The organism is Pseudoalteromonas aurantia 208, from assembly GCF_014858725.1.
Taxonomy (GTDB): domain Bacteria; phylum Pseudomonadota; class Gammaproteobacteria; order Enterobacterales; family Alteromonadaceae; genus Pseudoalteromonas; species Pseudoalteromonas aurantia.
On the sequence record NZ_AQGV01000015.1, the window covers coordinates 160,757 to 185,918 of the forward strand.

The 25,162-nt window shown below is 39.2% G+C and carries 18 protein-coding genes; 9 read left to right on the forward strand and 9 right to left on the reverse strand.

The annotated features are described in order from the left end of the window. Window positions 1-41: 41 nt before the first annotated feature. From PAUR_RS19185 to PAUR_RS19195, 3 genes are all read right to left on the reverse strand, one after another. Entirely contained in the window at window positions 42-560 is a 519-nt protein-coding gene (locus PAUR_RS19185) for a hypothetical protein (RefSeq protein ID WP_192509338.1), read from the reverse strand. Between the two features lie 124 nt (window positions 561-684). Then, complete coding sequence (locus PAUR_RS23930; protein WP_192509339.1) at window positions 685-2,658, reverse strand: ATP-binding protein; 1,974 nt, start codon at window positions 2,656-2,658, stop codon at window positions 685-687. A gap of 442 nt (window positions 2,659-3,100) precedes the next feature. Further along, window positions 3,101-4,705 carry an isocitrate lyase gene (locus tag PAUR_RS19195; protein ID WP_192509340.1) on the reverse strand — a complete coding sequence of 535 codons (1,605 nt, stop codon included), beginning with the start codon at window positions 4,703-4,705 and terminating at the stop codon, window positions 3,101-3,103. Window positions 4,706-4,928: 223 nt separating this feature from the next. Between PAUR_RS19195 and PAUR_RS19200 the strand changes: the two genes are divergently transcribed. From PAUR_RS19200 to PAUR_RS19220, 5 genes are all read left to right on the forward strand, one after another. Next, window positions 4,929-7,103 (forward strand): malate synthase G, encoded by a 2,175-nt coding sequence (locus PAUR_RS19200; RefSeq protein ID WP_192509341.1) that lies wholly within the window; start codon window positions 4,929-4,931, stop codon window positions 7,101-7,103. A gap of 261 nt (window positions 7,104-7,364) precedes the next feature. Then, window positions 7,365-9,386, forward strand: a complete 2,022-nt coding sequence (locus tag PAUR_RS19205; protein ID WP_192509342.1) for a S9 family peptidase — start codon at window positions 7,365-7,367, stop codon at window positions 9,384-9,386. A 238-nt stretch (window positions 9,387-9,624) separates the two neighbouring features. After that, window positions 9,625-10,506: a hypothetical protein gene (locus PAUR_RS19210; RefSeq protein WP_192509343.1), complete on the forward strand. Its 882-nt coding sequence runs from the start codon at window positions 9,625-9,627 to the stop codon at window positions 10,504-10,506. Window positions 10,507-10,550: 44 nt separating this feature from the next. Continuing rightward, a complete protein-coding gene (locus tag PAUR_RS19215) occupies window positions 10,551-11,012 on the forward strand; it encodes a TlpA family protein disulfide reductase (RefSeq protein ID WP_192509344.1) in 462 nt (153 codons plus the stop codon). 101 nt (window positions 11,013-11,113) lie between these two features. After that, entirely contained in the window at window positions 11,114-14,392 is a 3,279-nt protein-coding gene (locus PAUR_RS19220) for an ATP-binding protein (protein ID WP_192509345.1), read from the forward strand. Between the two features lie 46 nt (window positions 14,393-14,438). Here the strand turns inward: PAUR_RS19220 and PAUR_RS19225 are convergent, their stop codons facing one another. Then, window positions 14,439-16,481: a beta-propeller domain-containing protein gene (locus tag PAUR_RS19225; protein WP_192509346.1), complete on the reverse strand. Its 2,043-nt coding sequence runs from the start codon at window positions 16,479-16,481 to the stop codon at window positions 14,439-14,441. Window positions 16,482-16,638: 157 nt separating this feature from the next. Between PAUR_RS19225 and PAUR_RS19230 the strand changes: the two genes are divergently transcribed. From PAUR_RS19230 to PAUR_RS19245, 4 genes are read left to right on the forward strand one after another with little or no spacing between them, the layout of a single operon-like run. Next, entirely contained in the window at window positions 16,639-17,547 is a 909-nt protein-coding gene (locus PAUR_RS19230) for a MipA/OmpV family protein (RefSeq protein WP_192509347.1), read from the forward strand. Continuing rightward, window positions 17,537-17,932 carry a DUF3019 domain-containing protein gene (locus PAUR_RS19235; protein WP_192509348.1) on the forward strand — a complete coding sequence of 132 codons (396 nt, stop codon included), beginning with the start codon at window positions 17,537-17,539 and terminating at the stop codon, window positions 17,930-17,932. Before PAUR_RS19230 ends, PAUR_RS19235 begins: the two co-directional genes overlap by 11 nt. After that, window positions 17,932-18,621, forward strand: a complete 690-nt coding sequence (locus tag PAUR_RS19240) for a response regulator (RefSeq protein WP_192509349.1) — start codon at window positions 17,932-17,934, stop codon at window positions 18,619-18,621. Before PAUR_RS19235 ends, PAUR_RS19240 begins: the two co-directional genes overlap by 1 nt. Before the next feature lie 9 nt (window positions 18,622-18,630). Continuing rightward, on the forward strand, window positions 18,631-19,884 hold the full coding sequence (locus PAUR_RS19245) for an ATP-binding protein (RefSeq protein ID WP_192509350.1): 1,254 nt from the start codon (window positions 18,631-18,633) through the stop codon (window positions 19,882-19,884). A gap of 231 nt (window positions 19,885-20,115) precedes the next feature. Here the strand turns inward: PAUR_RS19245 and arfB are convergent, their stop codons facing one another. The 5 genes from arfB to PAUR_RS19270 form a co-directional block, all read right to left on the reverse strand. Then, window positions 20,116-20,529 carry an alternative ribosome rescue aminoacyl-tRNA hydrolase ArfB gene (gene arfB, locus PAUR_RS19250; protein WP_192509351.1) on the reverse strand — a complete coding sequence of 138 codons (414 nt, stop codon included), beginning with the start codon at window positions 20,527-20,529 and terminating at the stop codon, window positions 20,116-20,118. Window positions 20,530-20,624: 95 nt separating this feature from the next. After that, on the reverse strand, window positions 20,625-21,830 hold the full coding sequence (locus tag PAUR_RS19255; protein WP_192509352.1) for an ABC transporter permease: 1,206 nt from the start codon (window positions 21,828-21,830) through the stop codon (window positions 20,625-20,627). Between the two features lie 11 nt (window positions 21,831-21,841). Then, window positions 21,842-23,107 carry an ABC transporter permease gene (locus PAUR_RS19260; protein ID WP_225738518.1) on the reverse strand — a complete coding sequence of 422 codons (1,266 nt, stop codon included), beginning with the start codon at window positions 23,105-23,107 and terminating at the stop codon, window positions 21,842-21,844. Window positions 23,108-23,165: 58 nt separating this feature from the next. Next, window positions 23,166-23,855: an ABC transporter ATP-binding protein gene (locus PAUR_RS19265; protein WP_192509354.1), complete on the reverse strand. Its 690-nt coding sequence runs from the start codon at window positions 23,853-23,855 to the stop codon at window positions 23,166-23,168. Window positions 23,856-23,871: 16 nt separating this feature from the next. After that, the gene (locus tag PAUR_RS19270; RefSeq protein ID WP_192509355.1) at window positions 23,872-25,152 is read right to left on the reverse strand and encodes an efflux RND transporter periplasmic adaptor subunit; all 1,281 of its coding nucleotides are present in this window, start codon (window positions 25,150-25,152) and stop codon (window positions 23,872-23,874) included. Between the last annotated feature and the right edge of the window lie 10 nt (window positions 25,153-25,162).

Sequence of the window (25,162 nt, forward strand, 5' to 3'; positions counted from 1 at the left end):
CCTTTACAAAAGCTGTGTACAGGGGGCTAAAAAAGGGAGGATTAAGTTTGGCGGTTTGGGTTACTGCACTGCGCAAAACTTCCTTTTCTTGGTGAATCAACATAAAGGTTGATGAATAAGTTGTTTTTATCAATGTCCAACCAAACTCGGCTATTTTCAGGTGGACATAAAGAGTGTTTAATATAACCTTCCAGCTCATTCTTATTCATCGCAAGTTTTTGCGGGATGCTGATGAATATATTGACTTCACCAGTATCAAATTTTGCTTGTTTAAACTGCCAGCTGCCCATCATAAATTGTTTTGAAAAATAGCGGGATATCTTATTTTGAGCATTTGCATTTAAAAGTGAGCTGTGCGTTGTACTTTCTTCAAAAAAATACACCCAAGCGCTTGCTAGGATAATAAAACCAGCCAATAACATTGATACAATAGGGAATTGGGTTTTTTTATTCAATACTACTTTTTTACGCGACCCTTTGCGCAGTGATTGTTTTTTTTGCTCCGTGCGTGACTCGACGATTTTTACCCAATCACCATGCTTAATTGTTCGTTGTGTCATAAATTTCTCTCCAATATTCTATGTTGGTATTAAAACAATACAATGTGGAAGAAAAATGAAGTGAAAGGCCTTATTTAGGGCTTCTAAAGGTGAAACTGGTATGAACAGTATCGTAGTGAAGAAACTACATTGTGGGTGTTATAGGTAATTTCATGCGAACACATAGACCTCCGGATTTACCGTGATGTAAACATATTTCACCTTGCAGAGCTTGTGTCAAACTTTCACAAATTGACAACCCTAACCCAGATCCCCCTAATGCTCGACTGCGAGATTTGTCTATACGATATAAGCGCTCGAAAAGTTTATTAAGCTGCGCATCTGACACTCCTGGAGTGGTATCATCGATCTGAATAAAGATATGTTCAGTACATATTCGGACTTTTAATCTGATATGCCCTGGGGTATCTGTATATAAACATGCATTTTTGATTAAGTTAGTAATAATTTGATCTAGCTTTTGCTTATCGGTCGTTATATAGGTGTCATCAGCAATCTCAATATCAGCAATAAAGCGTAGATTATGTTGTTCAGCTAATGCCTTTGAGTCTGAGAGGTAGTAGGCAATAAGTGTGCTCAGCTGGTATTGTTGCCAGTTAAGCTGTAGTGCTTGGTTTTGTGCTTGTGACAGTTGATATACATCTGAAATAAGATTATTTAGTTGAGATATTTTATTATTAATTTTACTGTGCGCTAATACTTTATTATCTAACAGGTTATGTTCAAGTGCTTCAACATGTAGCTTTAGAACACTAAGTGGAGTTCGAAGTTCGTGTGATATATCAGCTAGCATTTGATCTTTTTGTTTGAGGTTAGTTTGATATAGCTTAGCCTTATACTGAGCGTTTCGGTGTTTGATGATGTACAGGTAAACAACGATAGCGCTAAGGAGGAGTACCATAATGCAAGCTAAGAGCCACGAGCGTTTTAGTAAGATTTGGTTCTTTAGCTCAACTTTCATTAATGCTGACTTTTGCTCTGTTTGCGCTAATTTTTGATATTGCACAAGTGCATTGACTTGTTGTTTGTATTGCTCTGTGGCACCTTGATTAACTTCAATGTCAGCTAATCGATGGATGGAAAATGCTTTATTTAAGTAAGTGTAGGCTTCTTTGTGTCGTTGTTTTAGTTTTTCGTACTTTGCTTTGTATAGGTATAGTTTTGCCTCAAAGATATGATTGTTCATTGTCTTAATTAATGGCTCAGCTTTGGCAATGTATAACTCGCTTAGGGCTATATTTTTTAACTTGAGATGATATTTGATGATATGTAAATATGAATAAGATTGTTGTATTGGTGATTGCGTTTTTAATGAATGATTTAAACTCTTTTGAATGCTACTTAGTGCCATATGATGATTGCCAAGTTCTATGTAGATTAAGTGTAGAGAGTTATAGGCTCTGGATAGATTAGAGTTGGCATCCAGCGGCGTTAAAATCTTTATGACATCTAAAAATTGCGATAAGGCCTGTGGATATTTTTTATTTTTCAACGTCACTTCAGCCAGCCGGATCGCAGTATCTGCGATATTCATTACTTGTTTACTTTTTTTGTCATTAATAAGCGCGTTGGTGAAAAAGAATTCAGCTTGTTCTAGGTTATGAATACGTACTGAAAGGTCTCCTAGATTGTAAAAGTTTGATGCTTTCACTTCCCAGTTAATAGAATCTTTTAATATCTCCTGTGCTTTGAGGTGATACTCCATTGATGTGGCTACGTTATTTTTTGTGTCGTATAGCGTGCCTAAATTATTATAAGATTGGCCTATTAAGGTTGTATCTTGGGTTAGTTTTGCCAATTTTAGTGCATCTAGATAGGTGCTTTCAGCCATATCTAACTGATGGTTTCTTCGGTAGTTGATCCCGCGCTCTTTAGTCACTTCATATTGAAAGAGCAAAGGTGCTGAAGGTGATAACTCTATTTTATTGAGTACGGCTATTGCTTCGACATACTTATGCTGCTTTCTTAAAATATTCGCGAATGTCAGTTGTATTTTATTTTGATTTTGCTTACCACTTGCCTCAACGGTTTTTAATGTAGAATAAGCTTGCTCTAATTGTCCCTGTGAAATTAAATTCTCAATGGTTGAAAGTGACACTGATGCCTCTGTGTTATAAGAGGTAATTAGTATGGTAATGAATATAAAATTTGCGAAGTAGTGCATTATAATTTGGTTTGTATATGGAGCTGTGCGTATTGTTAATCAATAATGTGGTTGAATTATGAAGAGTGTAAAGGGCCTTTACAGGTTGCAATTTATGCAACTATTGACTTTTTTGATGATAAATAGGAGTTAGTAAAATTGTAATTTATCCGATATGGGAGTTAGTAAAATTGTAGCCTGGGGAGTTGTTTATGTTAGTAAAATTTTGTTCCATGGCATGGAACACATCTGATAGTGTCGCAAAATGACGTTATTTTTAGTTCTGGCAGTGTATTTTCCGGTTTGTTCGTCATTTTTATAGAAGATAGTAAAAATATGATCCAAAGCTGGATATATGAAGAAGGGCCATAGGCCCCTCAAAGGTTAATTTATATAGTTAGAACTGGTTCATCGTATTTGCAGTTCCACCTGCTTTTAAGGCATTTTCACCAGAAAAGTACTCTTTATGTGTGTCACCTATATTTGAGCCAGCAAGGTCTTGATGTTTAACTGATGCTTGCTCCCTCCTAATTTCTTGACGCTGAACATCCCTGACATAAGCGAGCATCCCAAGTTCACCAAAATACCCTTCAGCTAAAATATCGGTACTTAGTGCAGCTGTATGGTATGTGGGTAAAGTAATTAAGTGATGAAATATTCCGGCTTCTCTGGCACCATCTTGCTGGAAGTTTTGTACTAATTTATCTGCTTCTCGTGCTAATTCTGTATTATCTAGTTCAGGAGCCATGAGGGCTTTAGCATTAACGTTTGGATTTGGGTAACGACTTAAGTCTTTTCCTTGTGTTTCCCATTGAGAGTAGACTTGTTCTCGAAACTTCAACGTCCAATTAAACGAAGGGGAGTTATTATAAACAAGCTTCGCATTTGGCACTTGTTCTTTAATGCTATTAACGAGCTCAGCGATTTGATTTACGTTGGGCTGCTCTGTTTCTATCCAAAGTAGATCCGCACCTGATTGTAAACTGGTAACACAATCTAAAATCACCCGAGCTTTTTCTGTGCCTTCTTTAAATTGGTATAGTCCATTATCTAATCTGACGGGTTTACACAGTTTACCATTGAGCTTAATGGCCATTTCCCCATCTGTGAGGTCGTTTACGTTATGTATCTCTGTGGTATCAAGAAAAGCGGTATATTGACTTGCTAGGTCTCCTGGAGACTGAGACACAGGGATTTTCTGAGTTAAGCTTGCACCAAGTGAATCGGTTCTCGCTACAATGACACCGTCTTCCACTCCAAGTTCTAAGAAGGCATATCGAACGGCATTGATCTTCGCAAGAAAGTCTTCATGTGGAACGGTTACTTTACCGGCTTGATGCCCACATTGTTTCGCATCTGAAACTTGATTTTCTATTTGAATAGCGCATGCCCCGGCTTCGATCATTTTTTTTGCGAGTAAGTAAGTGGCTTCTTCGTTACCAAACCCTGCATCAATATCGGCTATGATCGGAACCACGTGGGTTTCAAAGTTATTAATTTTGGCCGTAATTTCTTGTGTCGCTTGTCCTCGAGATTTTGCTTCATCCAGAGCTTTATAGAGGTGGTCAAGTTCTCTAGCATCTGCCTGTTTTAAAAAGGTGTAAATCTCTTCGATTAATGCTGGTACCGACGTTTTTTCATGCATACTTTGATCTGGTAATGGGCCAAATTCAGAGCGAAGTGCTGCTACCATCCAGCCACTTAAGTATACATATGAGCGTTTTGTGGTTTTTTGATGCCTTTTTACTGCCATCATCATTTGCTGAGCAGTGAAACCATGCCAGCAGCCCAATGATTGCGTGTATTGGCTATTGTCTGCGTCATAAGCCGCCATATCTTCACGCATAATGTTTGCTGTATATTTTGCTATGTCTAATCCTGTTTTGAATCTGTTTTGTAAATTCATTCGACTTGCAAACTCAGGGTTAATTGACTGCCATGAAGTGTTCTTGTTCTGACATAAAGTTGTGTAGTGGTCTATTTTAGATTGATAGTTTGTCATGACTAGTTGTCCTTCGAACGGTTAATTTTACGATATTTGATTGTGAGAGTGCGTTGAGTGGTCTGACCCCGCGCTTAATTAAACATTAGGCCTGAATTTAAAATTTTTTAAATTTATAGTTGTTATTACCAACATACATTTCATGAATGTCATTTGCAGTTTAATTTGAGTGTATTTGAGATATGGTTATTGAGGACCCGTTCAGCATAGTTAGGATTTAGATATGAGCATGACGACTCAACAATCAGGTTTAACCATCGACCGACAACTTTTCGATTTTGTAAATATGCAAGCATTGCCCGGCACTGATATCGAACAAGAAACCTTTTGGAGTGGCTTTGCAAAGCTTATTGAGACCCTCTCACCAATCAATAAGCAGTTATTGTTTAAACGCGATAAACTACAGTCTCAAATTGATGAATATCATAAGAGTAACCCCGTATGGAATGGTGATAAATATCGGACATTTTTAGTGGATATAGGCTATTTGGTGCCTTCTCCAGAACGAGTTAGCATTGATACTGACTCTGTTGACCCAGAGATAGCATCAATCGCAGGTCCACAGCTTGTAGTACCCGTGAGTAATGCTCGGTTTGCGCTAAATGCAGCGAACGCAAGGTGGGGTTCTCTTTATGATGCTCTTTATGGAACCGATGTATTACCACAAGAAGAAGGTGCCGAAAAAACACAGGAATACAACCCTGTACGCGGTTTTAAAGTGATGGCCTACGCTCGCCAATTCCTTGATAACACTTTTCCTTTGAGAAATGGCTCGCATATTGAAAGTACACATTATGCGGTGCTAAATGGGCAATTGGTGGTCACGCTTAATGATAGTAAACAAGTTAGCCTATTAGATCCCCAGCAATTTGTAGGTTATCAAGGTGAAGCGCAAAACCCTTCCTCATTATTATTAAAGCGCAATGGTCTGCATGTTGAGATCCAAATAGATCCGCATCACCCAATAGGTCAATCCGATAAAGCAGGGATCAGCGATCTTATTTTAGAGTCAGCCTTGACGACCATTATGGACTGTGAAGATTCCGTAGCTGCCGTTGATGCACAAGATAAAGTCGGTGTTTACACAAATTGGTTAGGCTTAATGACTGGCACATTGAAAGAAGAATTTAAAAAAGAAGATACTGTAATTACACGCGTTTTAAATAAAGATAAGCATTTTGTAATGGCTTCAGGGAAGATACTTAAATTAAAAGGTCGGAGTATGATGTTTGTTCGCAATGTCGGTCATTTAATGACAACCCCTGCTATTTTAGACCAAAATGGTGAACAAGTTTTTGAAGGCATTTTAGATGCGGTCATAACGTCACTGTGTGCATTACATGATTTAAAAGGCAATTCAGAATATCGGAACTCAATTTCTAAAAGTATCAATATAGTTAAGCCAAAAATGCACGGACCAGAAGAGGTTGCTTTTACTTCTAGACTATTCTCGGCGGTTGAAGGTTTATTATACTTACCTAACAACACCATAAAAATGGGGATAATGGATGAAGAGCGGCGAACATCGGTTAACTTGAAAGCATGTATTGAGCAGGCTAAGTCTCGAGTTGTATTCATTAACACAGGTTTTTTGGATAGAACAGGCGATGAAATACATACTTCGATGTTGGCGGGGCCTATGCTGCCTAAGTCTCGTATCAAGTCGCAACCGTGGATTTCAGCGTACGAAAAGGGGAATGTTGAAGTCGGGTTGGCCTGTGGGTTTAGCGGCAAAGCACAAATAGGAAAAGGGATGTGGCCAATGCCAGATTTAATGGCATTGATGATGAAGCAAAAGTTAGCTCATCCAGAGTCTGGTGCTAGTACGGCTTGGGTCCCCTCCCCTACGGCTGCAACGTTACATGCCATGCATTATCATACTATCGATGTTTTTCAAGTACAGGCAGCAATAGGTCAATATGAAGAGGCTGCTTTGACTGACTTATTGACCCCTCCATTGTTAGGTGAGTTAGTGTTAACGAAAGAGGACATTCAGGCCGAATTAGATAATAATGTACAAGGGATCCTTGGTTATGTGGTACGTTGGATTGATCAGGGTATTGGCTGCTCTAAGGTGCCAGATATAAATCATATTGGTTTAATGGAGGATAGGGCTACTTTGCGCATTTCAAGCCAACATATTGCAAACTGGTTGGTGCATGGAATATGTTCACCGCAACAAGTAAAAAGCACGTTTGCAAAAATGGCTAAGGTTGTTGATGGACAAAATCATCATGATGCGAGTTATATTTGCATGGCTGACAATGAAGTTAAGTTAAATGATAATTTGGCTTATCAGGCCGCTTTATCTCTCGTTTTTGAAGGTAAGAATCAGCCTAATGGCTACACGGAACCTTTATTGCACTCTTATCGTTTGAAACATAAAGCTTTCCAATAAAATACGATTTTAGAAGCCCTTTTGATGAGTGTAAGCCCCCTTTACACTCACAATGATCTCAGTATTCAATAATAGTTATGCGCCTCTAAAGGCTCGAACCAGTTACAAAGAAATGAAACGGATAGGTCATTTTGAAATCGCGATATTTTCATTTTGTAAATAACATAACTGAATATCCAGAGAGCTTAAGCATAAACAGTTGACTCGTCTTACCATATGAGCTTTTATGATCACAAATTAATGTCCCTTAAAGGAGTTTGTATGAAGTTATCACTGATAACGATTGGGCTCAGTTTTTTTGTAAGTTCAGCCTTTTGTGAAGCTTCACCACTGGAGCTTGATGATGTGTTTGACCTAGAGTACGCAAATCAGGTTGAGTTTAGTGAAGACGGTAAAGTCGTTTATTTTGTTAGAAATCGCATGGATATAAAGACTGACAAAAAGGTGGGAAATATTTGGTCAATCGATGTTGACACTAATCAGTTAGAACCTGTGACCTCGGGTATTCATATCGATTATGCTCCACAATTGTCTCCGGATGGAAAGCGGCTTGCCTTTATTTCCACCAGAGATGGTAGCAGTCAAATTTATATGAAATGGTTAAACTCTGGCGCAGTAGCCAAAGTGAGTAACTTAACACAATCTCCAAGTGGGATCACTTGGACACCAGATAGCAAGCATCTTGTCTTTTCTCAGTTTGTACCAGCAAAGGCTCGTTCACCTATTAACCTACCAGGCAAGCCTAAAGGCGCTAACTGGGCTAAACCCCCCGTTTTTATAGATGATGTCTATTATCGTTCGGATGGTGCAGGTTATTCTAAGCCAGGCTTTTCTCACTTATTTAAAATAGATGCAAATGGTGGTAACGCTCAGCAGTTAACGTCAGGTAATTTTAATCATAGGGGTACTGTCAGTTTTGATAAAGACGGTAAGGTACTCTATTTTAGTGCTAATCGGCATAAAAATCATGCTTTAAAACCGAATAATAGCGAGGTGTATGCACTAAATATGCATACTAGAGTAATCTCTTCTGTAACTGAGCGAGTTGGACCCGACAGCTTTCCACAAGTTTCACCTAATGGTCGGCTTTTAGCCTATATAGGTTATGATGATAAGCTAATGAATTATGAAAATTCAGATATTTATGTGCTTAATTTTAAAACTGGTGAGACAAACGTTATCACCGCAGCACTAGACCGAAATGTAAAAGACATTCAATGGGATAACAAAAGCAGAGGGCTTTATTATAGCTATGACTCTGAAGGGAAAACAACGGTAGCGCACCAGCCCCTAAAAGGAAAAGCGAAAGTGCTTACTGATGAAGTTGGGAGTGTCGCATTTGGTCGACCTTATTCTGGCGGCAGTTATGATGTTAGTGCTCGAGGTGATATTGCCTTTACACTTGCAGATCCAAATAAACCAGCTGACGTTGCGTTAGTTAAGCGTGACAAAACAACGCAATTGACAGACTTAAATAGTGATGCGCTTGCAAGTAAAACGCTAGGCAAAGTTGAAGAAATTTGGGTTAAATCTAAATATGATCAGTTGGATATTCAGGGGTGGGTTGTATACCCTCCAGGTTTTGATAAATCGAAGAAGTATCCTTTAGTACTGGAAATACATGGTGGACCAGTTGCAAATTATGGGCCTCATTTTAGCGCTGAAGCTCAGCTGTTTGCAGCGAAAGGTAATGTCGTTTTATATATGAATCCAAGAGGAAGTGATTCATATGGAAAAGAATTCGCGCAAAAAATTCATCATAATTATCCAAGTAATGACTTTGATGATTTAATGACTGGAGTCGACTCGTTGATTGATAAGGGCTTTATTGATGATAAGCGTTTATATGTTACGGGTGGTTCGGGTGGTGGTGTATTAACCGCGTGGATTGTTGGTCATACGAATCGCTTTGCAGCTGCGGTTGTTGCTAAGCCGGTAATTAATTGGTTTAGCTTTGTATTAACGGCTGACTACTATCCATTTTTTGCGGGCTATTGGTTTCCCGGTAAACCCTGGGATCATATGGAGCACTACATGAAATACTCACCAATTAGTTATGTAGGTAATGTGACGACTCCGACCATGTTATTAACTGGTGAAGCTGATTATCGCACACCAATATCTGAAACTGAGCAGTATTATCAAGCGCTTAAGTTACAGGGTGTTGAAACGGCGATGGTGCGTATTCCTGATGCATCACATGGCATAACGGCGCGTCCATCGAATTTAATGAACAAAGTTGCTTATATTCAGTGGTGGTTTGATAAGCATACAGGAAAGTAACCACCTATTTTGCGTAGATAGTTTGCTTGTTCGTTGCGAGTAAGCCATCTGCGCAGGACAAAATATTAAGGTTAAAAATTCAGAATATAATGCGTATATTACTATTTTAATCCACACTTACGCGTCTCTATTAATATTGCCTTTGATCACTTTTTTAAACAGGTAGTATACAATGAAGTGAGCTCGTAATTTTTGTTTTCCAAGGTGATGAGCCTACCACCTGTTCATTTGGAGCATTATGCAATCATTTAGACAATGGGTCAGATATAGAGCTGTGCTATTTTCTTTTATTGCGTTTAGCAATATAAGTATTGCTGAGTCATTACGTATCTATATAGATGATGAAAAAGATCTCTTGGTGTTTACTGGACAAGTTGCACCTTCAAATATTGCCGGCGCGACAAACAATATGCTATTTAACATGATTGATGGAGTGGATATTGAATTTGTGCCATCGAGTTATAAGCGTGCTTTGAGGATTATGAGTCAGCAGCCTGAACCTATTTGTGTTGTTAATAAAGTAAAAACGCAAGAAAGAGAAGCTGCATTTTTATTTAGCCTGCCAATTAATCTGTATCTAAGCCGACGGCTATATTTACAATTAGATGCAGAGCCATTGGCGCCTTCATTGCTTGATGAGCAAGGAAATGTAATCTCTTTGCCTAAACTATTTCATGCCCATAGACATAAATTAATTGTGCTTGCTGGGGCATTTTCTTATGGCCCATTTTTAGATAAGCAATTGGCGCAAGTAAGCAGCGCAAATAAAGTGATTCGAGAAGGCAGTAATCATTACGATACGGTGTATAGAATGTTTCACTTGCGTCGCGTAGATTTTTTATTGGCATACCCTGCAGAGGTGTATCGGCATGCTAAAACGGATAAATCACAGTACCAGTCATATCGAATGGCTAACTCTCCAGGGTTCATCTTGGGACACATTATGTGCAATGATACGACAGCGAGCCGTACGTTCATTAAGAAAGTGAATACAATAATGTTACAGATGTACAATCAAGATGAATTCACTAATGCGCACTTACACTTTTTACCAAAACAAGAGCATGATGTGACAAAACAATATATTGAACAACTTAAGCGTTATCAAATTCAGCCTTAAATTATATGATATGCGTAATTGGCAATGCTTAGGGGTATAAAATAATGCAAAATAGAGCGATTCTATGTGTTTTTGTTTGCTTTAGTTTCATTGGTAACTCTGCTTTGGCAATGTCGGCAGAGCAACAGCTGGAAGAGCTTTTAAGTCAACATAGTGGAAAAGTTGTATACGTGGATTTCTGGGCTTCATGGTGTGTACCGTGTCGTTATGCTTTTCCGTGGATGGGCAGTATACAGAAGCGGTTTTCACAAGATGTGCAAATTATTGCTGTTAATATGGATACCGATGTAGAGGATGCGAAAAAGTTTCTATTGGAAACTCCGGCTAATTTTCCGGTTATTTTTAATCCCTCGATGAGCATAGGTAAAGCAAATAAGCTCAAAGGTATGCCCAGTAGTATTATTTTTGATAGAACGGGTAAAAAAATAGTGCAGCTATCGGGGTTTAATGATGAAAAGAAAAAAGATTATGAAGCAATACTAATTCACTTGGTAAAAAGTCGCTAAATGCATCCGAGTTTAGGTAAGAGTATAGTGATAAAAGTTTGCCGTATCAGATGCATTAAGCTATAACAGCACATAGCTCATTTTATTTTTTGGAAAACTATTTGTATCGTTATTTTGTTGTGTTTATTTGCTTTTTTCTTGTTTCATTGCGTTGTTTTTCACAACATCAGTTACCAGCAAAAACCGACCATATTCTACCGACTAACTTAGGAGAAGCAAATTGGCAGCCTTTGTTTCAGGTGGAGTTACCCAGTGGTAAGCCTCGTTTAAAAAAAAATGAATTGCTCAACTTAGACCTTTCTTTTGCCTTTACACCTACGGCTCATCAACGTATTGAATCTCCTGAAATAGTATCTTCTGAGTGGGTCTCTTTTAAGTCTCAATTTAAGCCGTTTACGTCACCCGTAAAGTCATCTTGGAAGTCCGTCAAGCCTGCGCAATATGCGTTGAATGTGCAGTCGGATATTCGACACTTTTCAATACGGCAAGGCTTGCCTACTGGCGCCGTATATAGTGTGCAACAAGATGTTGACGATATGATTTGGCTTGGTACGAATGGAGAAGGAGCATGTCAGTATACAGGTAATTACTTACGCTGTTTAACGGACCAAGATGGTCTGAATAATAATCGGGTATGGGATATCGCAAAACACGTTAATGGTGAGTTGTGGCTAGCAACAGATCGAGGAGTGAACGTTTTTGATGGCAATGTGGTATCCGCGTTACAGATTGATGGTGCACTTTATACCCCTAAAGTGAATGATATTTTGTTTGATGATGATACCACTTATTTAGCATCAGATGAGGGACTATACCTAGCTAAACATGGTTCCCTTTCTCGTTTGAAAATCGGTAACTCTTTAAAAATAAATCAATTATTAAAAGGACCTGAGCAGAGTATTTGGCTCGCGACTGATATTGGGTTGTTTCAGTATCGAGAAAGTAAGCTGTATAAAGTCGAGTTGCCTGAGCCATCATGCCAAGGGCCTATCTTAGCGATGGCGAGCGCTCAAAATACCGTGTGGTTGGGAGTAAAAGGAACCGGTGTTTGCCAAGTTGATTGGAGTTCCAAGCAAATTGTTTTTTTATCGGGTTTGCTAATGCCGAATATTCAAACACTAGCATACGATCAAAATGCTGTAGCACTCTGGATTGGTGATGACAGCAAAGGCGTTATTCGGATTACGGGTAACTCAGCGCATACTCTTAATAGCGCTAATGGATTAAACGATCACCATATTCGAGATATTATGTTGGGTAGTCAAGGGAATGTGTGGATTGCAACGTATGGCGGTGGAGTTAACCGCCTTAAAGAACATAGTTTTCAATTGCTAACAAAACGCAATGGGTTATTAAATGAAAGAGTCAGCGCCCTCGCGAATATCAATGAGCGATTATGGATTGGGCAATATGGAACTGGATTTCAAATTTTAGATAATAGTCAATGGTTTAATTCTATTTATGATTTTTCAGATCAGTATGTGCATGCGATTAGCATAAGTGAAAATGAAAGTGTTTGGGTCGGTACTCGTGCAGGACTTATTGTTATTGGAAATAACGGTTATCAGCGGATGGACCGTCAAATGGGGTTGGACGCTGACATTGTGCACCGAATTATAGCGAGCCAAGACGGTTGTATGTATTTAGCTGCTCAAAGTGGGGTTATTCGTGCTTGTGAAGGTGCCTTTGAGAAATTGGTTCTACCAGATATGGCATATGTGGTCAGTATCTTTGAAGATACCAGCAAGCGGCTGTGGTTTGTCACAAATGGGCAAGGGATTTATTATTTAGAGCGCGGTACTTTGTTTCACATAACAGAAGCACAGGGGCTTCCTAGCAATTGGGCTTATAGTATCGCTCAGGTGTTAGATGATTTTGTCGCACTGGGTACCCGCAGAGGGGTTCTTTTACTTAAAAAAGACATCAATGGTTGGCGTAGCAGGCACGTGAGTGTGAGTGATGGGTTGAGTAATAACATTATTTTATCGTTGTTAGTGCAAGGTGATGTGCTCTGGGCTGGCACTGAGCGGGGCATAAACAGGTTTAAGCCACAAGCAATGTTTGGATCAAATAGTTCATCAAAACCCCAGCAGTATACGTATGATAATGGTTACATTGCTGTTGATAGTACTCTTAATACAGCGCTGCTTTTTAAAGGCAGTTACTATTGGGGGGCTGGGAAAGGAGTGTCTTATTTTAAGCCTGAGAGTGTAAAAATAAATGTGAATTCTCAAGTTAATTTATTGCGCGTTAGTGCGAGTCAAAGTGGCAGCCCTCGGCCTAAATTTAAGGATATAGAACATTTAACACACCCTCTAATTGATTTACCTGCGACGACATTTCAAATCCGTTTTCAATATAGCCATAGCGAATGGGGTAACCCAGAGAGGATTATGTATCAAACTCGTCTAATCGGTAGTAATGAATATTGGAGTGACCCTTCTTACGATGACGAGATGACCTTTACACAATTGTCACCGGGTAATTATGAGTTTCAAGTTAGAATATCAACGCAAGATAAGACAGCTGATTATGAGTACTTTTCTTTTGTAATTCAGCCACCCTGGTGGCAAACTTGGTGGGCTTTTTCTCTGGGCCTATTATTCGTCATTGGCGCTATTTATAGTTTATTAAAATTGCGATTTGAGTTTATTCAAAAGCAACAAAGAATAAGCGATAGAGCTGAGTTTTCTGAAGCGCTTTTAGCGCGGAAAAAACAACTGTTGGCGGAGGTATCTCATGAAATCCGCACACCATTAAGTGTACTGAAAATGCAAATAGAAGCACTCGAGTACAACCTTGTTGAAAATACGGAACAGACCTATGAGTTGCTACATCGTCGTATAGGCGATATTAGTACGCTTATTGCAGACATAGATCAATTAGCGATGACGGAGCTGTCTGAACTGAGCTTAAATATCAAAGTGATAGATGTCGTGCCTTGGTTGACGTCTTGGGCGGATGATGCACGTACACGGTCATCTCAGCTACGAGAGTGTGAGTTCAGTCATGTCGTAAAATTACCCAAAAACTTGTTTATAAACGCAGATCAAGACAGATTAACTCAAGTGCTTAATAATCTACTCTCTAATAGCCTACGATACACCACGCCGCCTATTCGTATTACATTTGAAGCTACTTATACCGAAACGCAGTTAGTATTATCTTTGAGCGACAGTGCACCTAGTGTATCAGAACACGAACTATCATGCATATTTACGCGCTTATACCAAAATGAAAGTAATAAGACGTTATTCAAAGGTGGAACTGGGTTAGGGTTGACTATCTGCAAAGACTTGATTGAACGCCATAGTGGCGAAATAGAAGCGCAACATAGCGAGCTGGGAGGGCTTACTGTTCGTGTTACCCTACCTAGGTAGGGTAACACGAATACCGACAAGTTATGCAGGCCCTAATCATAGAGCACTATAGCGGGCCATTATTAGCAGAGGGAGTTTGCCATAAACTGTGCCAAATATAGTTACCATGAATATAATAAATATCGTCGTTGTGAAGTACTGCCCGGTCTTCATTACCATATATTAATGGAATTTGTTGTGGGCCAGTTACTTCATATTTTATATGGCTACTGCCTATGTAAGCTAACTTTTTAGTTTGGCTATTTATTTCAAACAATGTTAATTGGTTTTGCTTTATCCAGTCATAGTTTTGAGGTGTATTACCTGTTTCAATCCATCGCTCAAGTGGCATCGTAAACCGGTATTGATATGCAGCTGTTTTAACGAAACTAAGCGAATGGTAATCTTGTTCTGCAGGAGTATAGGCTTCGGGGAATACCTTACTATCGAGTAAGATGGGAGAAGAGGTATCACTGATGTCAAATAAGCTTACTTTCGCGCCTTGCGTTATATTCGGCAGCTCAGGTATTGTGATATCGGCGACTTCTTGACCGATGCCAAGTAGTAGACTGTCTCCGATAGGATGAAGGTATGCAGAGTACCCTGGAATTTCTAGCGCGCCCTTAATCATAGGGGCTTCCGCATTCTTCAAATCAATAACATATAAAGGATCTGTTTGTTGAAATGTGACTATATAGGCCTGTTCATCAACAAAGCGAACTGCATAAATATCTTCGTCGACAATACCTGTTGCACTATTTACTTTTCCAATAGGCGTTGGGTGGGATTGATTTGGTAGTTCGGAGATCAACACAAGTTCTGAGCCTTGTTGACGCAGTATTCGAAGTTTATGCTCAAACCCATCAAACTGATTACCTTCGCTCGTCATTACGCGCAGCTGGTTGTTATACTCACTGAATCGTAAGTTACGCATATTTTGTCCGAAATGGCCTGATAGTTTGCCTGTGGCTGAATACTCAAATGCTTGTTCATTAATCGTAAATTTGTGAATTACAGACTTTGGGCCCTCTGCATTGAAGTGCGTACTATGTGTATAGATTGCTGTCTCTGAAGCATAAATCCCTTCAACTTCAGTATTTACGCAAAGTGAAACTTGCTGGGACGGGTCAGCTAACGATATACGCGTAATGGTCATTATTGAATCGTAACCATCGGTGTCGGAAGCGGTATCGGATAAATAGCATTCGTCAGCATTAAACAGCGGCTGGCTGTCACCCGATTGGCTATGGGTTATAGTCGGTATGAAGTGTGTAATAGGTGTGTCGTTGAGCGTTTGGTAGTTTTTTAACTGTGTTTCAGGCTGTGAGTTCGTCAGATCAAAACCGCTGAAGGAAGGTCTGAAATTGCTTACTAAATAGAGTTGGTTGTTAATGACTCGACTTTCAATGAGTTGCCCATCAATACTATATGTGTGTGATATGTCGGCTTGTTCTGGTGTGGTGACATCCGCAAAATTTAATTCAAATTGTGTATGGTTTAAGTTTGGTGCTGTTGAATTAGCGCTGAGGGGTTCAATTGTTGCGGTGCTAAAGATTGAAAACCAGCCGCTATTCGCACTGATGGATACGAGCGTATCTTGCTCTAAAAATAATTGTTGCTGTGCATACTCATTGGAAGAGGTTGGTAGATCTTTTACCGCTTGAATTAGGCCATTATTATTGCGTTTCATGATACGAATATAATGAGGTAATTCACTTTCATTTGGTTGCGTTAAATTATGATATTGATTTGCTGCAATGTACAAGTAATTACCATCATATTTTACTCGGTCCGCTTCATTGACGTTCTGCTCTTGTTGGTTTGTACCTGAAAATGCGCTTGATGTTGTGCTGGGATCCGATGTCTCCCTGCTATCATTTACTGGAGGCGTAATATCATGTTGGTGGTAACGCATGAAAACCCCATTTTTTATATGGGTTGTAAATTGTGCTGTATTGGCTTTTTTTAACGGGGCTGTAGAAACCGAGAATCCTGTAAAGTTAGGAAGCTTTTGGATTTTTTGGGGATCACTGGATATTGTATCAGTGTCATTACCGCAACCACTTAAAACGGTGAGCGCAGTAATTCCCAGTAAACGTGTATAATACATAGTACTTTTCCTTGAATGAAGAACTCAGCATTTACTTTACGAAATACGTTAGAAATAACTGTTACCTTTCACAAATGATTTGTTATTTAATGTAACCCTTTCTGGTAAATCACGAATACAATGTTAAATTAGCAGCGGTAATATAAGGAATTGCAAATTGAAATATTTTATTGCTGCAATAGCATGGCTGTTGTCCACATCTACTTTTGCGTCGAGCTCACTATGTAATAGTAGTGATAGTGACTGTGTGAACACCAGTCAGTGGCAGTTTTCAGTGGCTATTGGCATTGGTGAACTGACTAACCCATTAGCGGGTGGAGATAATATTCCTTTATTCGTTATCCCTTATGTTAGCTATTATCGAGACCGGTTTTTCTTAGAAAATACGACCCTTGGTTTTACATTACTGGATAAACCAAAATTCGATTTGAGCTTCATTGTAGAGCCTAATTCAGAGCAAGCATTTTTTGAACAGTTTCATTTACGCAATATTATTGCGCCAGGCTCTTACGTTGCCACCGATGGTAATATTGTTGATTCCCCCGATGGCGCTTTAGAAATACCAGATGACGTAACCCCTCCCATTGAGCAACGAGAAGTTACGGTTGATGATATAGCTAATAGAAAGTGGGCGATTGATTCCGGGCTTTTAGGGCATTGGTATATTAATGACAGCAGTAAATTATCTATGCAGTGGCTACATGATGTATCTGGGGTGTACCGAGGACATCATGCAAAAGTAACTTATCATTATGAATTCAGAGCAATAAGTAAATTGCCAGTAAATGTACGACTCATCGCAGGCGTACATTGGAAAGAGAATGCATTAGTTGACTACTATTATGGTTTAAGAAGTAGTGATGAAATAGATGAACAGTTATATTATCAAGGTCGTAGTGTACTAAACCCCTTCTTGGGCGCGACATTGCAATATAAACTCACAGATGATTGGCAACTAAAGGCCAGCGTTAAACGACAGTTTTTAGGTGCTGGTATAACGGACAGTCCGCTCATTAGAAAAGATGATGTAAATTACTTTTTTATTGGGGGGGTCTATGCATTCTAGTTCTGCTTGTTTATTTAGCCTAAGTCTATTTTTATCTTTTCAAGGTGTTACGCAGAGTGAGTTTGTTAATCAAGTCCCCTTTGATATTAAACCCGTTACGTGCATAGTTCACCAATTAGGTGAGCCTTGTCAAATGACGATAAGCCTTCAATGGCAAAACCCGCAAGTAATAGATGCTTGTTTGTACCAAGAAACCAATAAATTACGATGTTGGAAAAAGCAAAGCGCAGTGCAAGAAAAACTGAAGATTACATTAGCTCAAAGTATGAATTTTAGTCTATTCGATTTACACGGCAGGTTGTTGGCAACGCAAACTGTTAATGTACATGCTACCGTAAGTAAGCGGTACCGTAGAAAATTAAAAACTGATTGGAGTTTCTTTTAATGGCCCATATTATGCTCGTCGAAGATGACGAACGTCTTGCAACTTTGACTGCTCAATTTTTACAAAGTAACGAGTTTGAGGTAACGATTGTCAATGATGGTGCTGAAGCTGTTGAAGCCATTATTACCAAACAGCCTGATATTGTTATATTAGATATCATGTTACCTAATCAAGATGGATTTAGTATTTGTCGAGCTGTTCGGCCCCATTACAATGGCCCTGTGCTATTCCTAACCGCTAAAGACAGTGATTTTGACCAAGTAAAAGGGTTAGAAATTGGTGCCGATGACTATGTTATTAAGCCTGTTGAACCGTATGTGTTATTGGCAAGGCTTAATGCTTTGCTACGCCGGAGCTTTAGTAAAAAAGAAGCACTTGATAGCTTAGTGCTTGGTCAATTACGAATTGATAAAGCTGATCGAGCTGTGTATTTGGCTGACCAAGAAGTTGAGTTGACCAGCTATGAATTTGATTTGTTATGGGCTTTGGCAAGTAATGCAGGGGAAACACAAAGCCGGGAATATATATACAAACATGTTGTTGGTCGCGAGTATGATGGTTTGGACCGGAGCGTGGACGTGAGAATCTCTCGTCTTAGGAAAAAGCTAGGGGATAGCCCTGAGCAACCATTTAGACTGATAACTGTATGGGGAAAAGGCTATTTATGTTCTAAATCAGCCTGGGAGTAGATTAGAGATATGATCAGGTTATTGATCAGTTTATATTTTGTTGTGTTTATTAGTATTGTATTGATCAATCAAAGCAGTGAAGTAATTTGGCAAAGCTGGGGCCATCAGGCCCCAGATGAATTACGCCATGCTAAAGAGGTTGCAAAGACTCTCCAAACAAGTATTTCCAGTATTAAGCAGCTACCTAATCCCGTTAAGACGTTCCATGTAGGAGATATTGCTTGGTTACCAGAGCAGAGCGCTACCCTAGAAGCGGGAGGGATTGTTACCACGTTTACTGAAGATGGGCATGCACTGTTGACGTTCTCTGTTGATGATAGTGAACAATTAGCTCAGTTGGGACCTTTTCTGCCTGCACAGAGTCAATTAGCCAAGAAGTATTTGTTTAAGCTGTTCTCTTTTGCAGTATTAGCATTGTTATTGATTTTATGGCTAAGGCCATTGTGGTTAGACTTAATGCAGCTGAAACGTGTGACTGGGCAACTTGCGCAAGGGCATTTAGATATTTCTATTAGTCCATCAAAGTTTTCTGCAATTTCTAGTTTAACGAGTCAATTTCATGCTATGGCGAATAAAGTTGCGAGTTTAATGAGTGATCAGAAGCAGCTAGTTAACGCGGTATCTCATGAATTACGTACACCTTTAGCAAGGTTGAAATTTGCTTTGGCAATGCTAGCATCAAAAGACCCTAAAGAAGTACAAGCTATGTCTCAAGATGTGCAAGAAATGGAATTATTGATTGATGAAATGTTAGGTTATGCCAGACTTGAAATTGCAGCAGAAACTTTAGTGTACCAGCAGTTTAACCTAACAATCTTAATCGAATCTCAAATAGATAAACTACAGCGTACTTATTGCAAAGATTTACACGTTGCATTGATGCCTAATGTGATGATTGTCGCGAATCAACATTATCTAGCACGTGTTGTACAAAATTTACTCTTAAATGCATGCAAGTATGGAGATCGTGAGATCCACGTGTCGTTGTTGGAAAACAATCAACAGATAGAACTGATCATTGAAGATGATGGCCAGGGGATCAAGCCTGAAGATCGGGATAAAGTGTTTTCACCTTTTGTCCGTGTTGATAGTAGTCGAAATAAGGCCTCTGGAGGAGTTGGTCTGGGGCTTGCGATAGTTCAGAAAATACTAAACTGGCATCATGGGCAGTGTGAAATTCGCAGCTCTCAACTGGGGGGAGCTTTATTTGCAATTGGTTTACCCAAAGATGCTACCCGCCTTAAAGCAAAAGATCTGGCGTAAAACTTACCTCTGCATTTTCATCATTGTATTTAACCTCAGGTTTGGATAAGGGTTTTGGAATAGGAAAAATTTTGTAAGCAAACTTACATACAATCCAATGATGATATTTTGTTCAATATCAAGGCGCTTTTATGCAGTAATAGCGAGCTATTACAAATGAAAGCAACGCCGAGAGTGAGAGAAATAGCTTTATTTGGCAAATTCGCTCATCCAGAGCTGAGGTTAATTAGGCTAATACTTCAGCTTTTTACGTAAGCTTTTTGTTTGTCCGTGTTTTACTTTACTGTCAACGCGTTTTCTTTGAGAGTTTCGTGTTGGCTTTGTTGCTCGTCTGGTTTTTTCTATTTTTATAGCATCTAATATGAGTGTTTTTAAGCGCGTTAAGGCCTCTTCTTTATTCATTTCCTGCGTTCTATGGCTCTGTGCCTTAATGACAATGACACCCTCTTTAGTGATACGGCTATCTTTAAGTGACAGTAATCGAGATTTATAAAATTCAGGAAGTGAGGAGCGTTTAATATCAAATTTTAGGTGAATGGCGCTCGATACTTTATTTACATTTTGGCCACCTGCACCTTGTGCACGAATTGCTGTCATGTCAATTTCCCATGCAGCGAGTTCAACAGCATTTGATATTTTTAACACAATAATCTTCTCAAAATAAATACACAGACGCAGTTTATCATAATTGCCTAATGGAGCGCACTGCCGCTCTACTAGCGCCTAACATGATAGATAGATTAAGCGCCTCGTGTTGTTATTGCGGGAGAAACTTTAGCTGCTTGACTCACAGGATAAGCAACAGCTATTTGCCCTAATAACACAATAGCAATAGCGCCAAAGAGCAAAAAGTTTATCGGTACTGGTGTGAGTGAAAGTAGTTCTACAAATTGGTTATTTAGTATTATGGCTGCCAAAAAGCCAATGAAAACCCCTATTACTGATATGATGGCATTTTCCAACATAAAGTAGCTGATGACTTGATGCTTACTGGCTCCGAGTGCTCTACGAGTCCCTATTTGTTTTGTTCTACGACTGATACTGAACTTTGCTTGCCCTAAGATACCAAAGACAGTAATAATTGTAAGGCTGATACACACCGCTGTGAGTAATTTATTTGTAGCTAAATCCTCTCGGTAACTGCGCATTTTTACGTCAGTTAATAATTCAATACTTTCTATTTGTTTTTGAGGGTGTGTTAATAACCTCTCCGGTATCACAGCTATCACGTTTTCTATTTGAGCGGGGTCAACACGAATAACATAACGTTGAGTATCGTTGGCTTCTTGAACCGCAGAAATAACCGTATATTCTATTGCACTCCAAAAGTTCCAAGCATTTTGGAGTGTGTCCACAATACCAACAACTTCATGGGGTTCATTATGGTAATACAAGTTTTTGCCGAGTACCTCTAGCCAATCATCTGGGTATAACTTTTTAGCCAATGCTTGAGTTATGAGTAGCTTTGATGATTTGAATACGCCATCATTTTCAACTTTTTGAATATCAGAGGGCAAAAAGTTTTCACCTGCCACTAAAGTTAAGCCAAAGGTATCAATCAGCTGATCATTGGAGCCAAAATAGCCACCATATGCGACATCCTCGCCATTTGGTTCTAATTTAAAGTCTGTATACATACCCCAACCTTCCAGGGGGAGTCCGGTAATTGGAGCCGCATTAATAACACCATGAATACTTTTTAATATAGTTAAATCATGTTCTAACTGGGCTGTTAAATCGCCTTGCTGAGTAGGCAGGTTAGTAATGATGGTGAGTGTGCTCTCCATATTTGCCCCGATAGGGCGTGCAATGAGTTCGCTGCGTTGCGCAATCATGTAAATGGCATTGACGAGCACCATAAATGTGACCGCAATTTGAAATGCCATTAATGCAGGGGCCATTTTTTGCTTTTTAAAGGTTTTGAGTATGGGTATTAGGTCGCGCATATACTTTCGTCCTATAAACTTTTAAGTTGGCTCGATGGCTGCATTTGACTAGCTCTAATGATTGGGTATAAGCCGAAAGTTAAACTAGAAATAACGGCCAATACTACAGTACCAATAATAAGGGGGGCATTCATTTGCATCAGATCGGAATGTAGGTAAGAATAGGTGTTTGCTGCGCTAATGAGCCCAATCTTAGCAAATAACAACCCTAATAACCCTCCAACAGTACCGACAACGGATAGCTCGATAGAAAATTGCTTAATAATGTCTTGCTGGCTTGCTCCAATGGCTCGGCGTAAACCAACCTCCCCAGCTTTGGCGTGAAATTTAGCTATCATCAAGCTCATGCAGTTGAGCAAACACACTACAAGAAACAATGCGGCTAGCCATACGGCCATTTTACTATCATCACTTACCACTTCTTCGTCGATTAAGTATTGTTTTAATGGCACTAGCTTATTGTAAATACGATTTTGAAAACGACCCAAAGATTGTTGAACTAAAGCATGGTTATCTATAAATGATTGGTATTGTTGATGTATTTTTTTGCTGGGAAGTTCGACCCAAAAAATCACCCACATACATTCAGATGTTAATAAAGAGGAGAATGATTCATCATCTGGTTTTTTCCAGCAGTAATTACTTACTAACTTTTGAGAGAAAAGTTCATTTTTTACCTGTGTATTGAAAGGAATAAATAAGTCGTGAGGTTTTGTAAATGCCGTATGAGGAAGTGCATAGTACTTTGGAAGAGGATCCCATGAGTCCAAAACCCCCACAACTCGGTATGTGTCGGCGCCCAATTTGAATGTTTTACCAACCGAATTTTCCCCATTAAAAAGCCAACTATTTGTCTCTTTTGATAAAACTGCAATTTGTGCCGCATCTTTGCCATCTTGTTTACTCCAACCTGAACCATATAAAAAGGGCGTCTCAAACATACTGAAAAAATCACTGGTCGTCGTGCGAACTTTTAAGCTTTTAGGTGTCAGGTGTCTATTCGCTTCATGACTAACTCTCTGCTGGATTGCGGCAATCGCAACTTGGTATTTTGGTACATCTGAGTCAAGCAATGCTTGCGCATCTTGATATGAAATCATGGTAGGTAAGGTTTTTCCATCACCGTAAATTTCATCCATACTATCAAGTTGAACTTGAAATAAGTGTGCGCTCTTATTCGGGATTGGGTCTTTTGACATCATATAACTGACGGTATACGTTGTCATGGTTGCACCAATACCAATGGCAATCATCATCACCATGAGTAAACTTAACATGGGGGTTTTTCTTAGGCTGATTAATGCAAGTTTAAAGTAGTATGGGTACATGATTTACCTATGCAATAGCTTGTTGAGATTGCGAGTATTCAGATAGTTGACCGTCTTTAATTTGTATTACGCGGTTTGCTTGTGTCGCTTGAGTATTATCGTGCGTGACCATGATGACACTAGTACCTGATGTATTAATATCCTTTAGCAGTGACATTATTCCTTGCGCCATTTTTGAGTCTAAATTTCCAGTGGGTTCGTCAGCGAAAATAACCGTAGGTGTTCCTGCAATCGCTCTTGCGATAGCTACACGCTGCTGTTGCCCTCCAGATAACTGGGTTGGGTAATGATCTTTTCGGGTTGCAAGGCCTATTTGCTCAAGCGCTTGCATAATTCGTTGATGCCTTTGCTCCCGGTTAAACCGACGATACCGCAATGGCATGTCGACATTATCATAGAGAGTGAGTTCAGGAATAAGGTTAAAACTTTGAAATACGAACCCAATTTTTTCATTTCTATAGGCTGATTTCTGTTTATCTGAAAGTTCAGCAACATCTTTTCCATCGAGTGTATACAGCCCGCTTGAGTGCGTTTCTAGGAGACCCGCAATATTCAAAAAAGTTGTTTTCCCTGAACCAGATGGTCCGATAATACTGACAAATTCACCTTGCTGAATTGTTAGATCAAATGGATGGAGTGCTTGCGTTTTAATGTCATCCGTGTAAAACGCTTTAGCTAAGCTCTTCATTACTAACATTATTAATAGTTCCTTGTTACTGTAAAATGCGAACACTAGGAGCATCTTTAAATATTTCTGAATCAGATATCACAACGGTATCTCCCACTTTAAGCCCCGTTATCACTTCAACTTTTGCGAGGCTCCTAGAGCCAATTTTTATAGGTGTTTTAACGGCCGAGTTATTGGCTATTACATACGCAAACTGTCCATTGTAAGTATTCAAGAACTGGCCGCGAGGTAAATAATGTATGTTGTTCTTTTTCTCTAAAATAACGCGAGTGGTTAGCCGTTGATTTTGTCGTAACCCAGTCAATGACTCATCGTTAAAGCGAATTTTCCCTTGAACTCGGCCTTTTAAAATTTCAGGGGAAATCGCAACAAGTTCACCTTTATAGGTTTGTTGATTTAGTGTGATTTCAGCTTCCATACCCAGAGCTAAATCATCGGCGTAACTTTCAGGAATTTGCACTTCTAACTGATAACGAGATAAGTCAACAATACTTAAGAGAGATTGATTTTTCGCAACTGCATTTTTTTGCTGTACGTTGAGGTTCCCTACCAAACCGCTTACTGGGGATTTTATTTTAAGGCTATCAACCTGTCTTTTTAACTCAGTAACTTTGACTTGCTGTGACTTTAATTCCAATTCACGTGTTTTGATTTCAAACTTTTGACTTTCTTTTATGAGTTCAATTTCCTTAATAACGTGTTTGTACTCTCTATTGGCATTTTGTAAGTCGTCTTTTGCTTTTTGATAATCAATATCACTGATGACTTGATTTTTCATTGCGTTTTCAGAACGACGCATCTCCCTTCTAGCTGCATTAAGAGAGACATTCGCATGCCCGATTTGATTTTCTTGCTCTAAATTAGATCTTTTTACTTGAATTTTTTCACGTTCAAGTTGGTTCTTTAACCTTGTTAGATTGGCAACCTCTTGATTGTATTCGCTTTTTAACTGCGGACTTTCAATGATTGCAATAGTTTGCGTGGCAGCTACACTATCTCCGGGTTCAACGAGGTACGTCACGGTTCCTTGTGCTGAACTATATAATACAGGTCTTCTGGCAGCTATAACTTTACCTTGTACCGATAAGTCTTTAACAAATAGGCCTTTCTCTACTGTTGCTAGATGCAATTTTTCTTTATTGATAGCGCTTTGTCCTGTACTCCAATTAAGTAAAGAGGGCAAAATAAATATATAGCTCAATATCAAAACCAGTACCACATAACTCAATATGACTGTTATTTTCTTGATGGAATGAGGTGTAGCAATTTTTGTATCTTGCGCACTTGTATCAGCTATATAGCTCATTGTGGGTTAA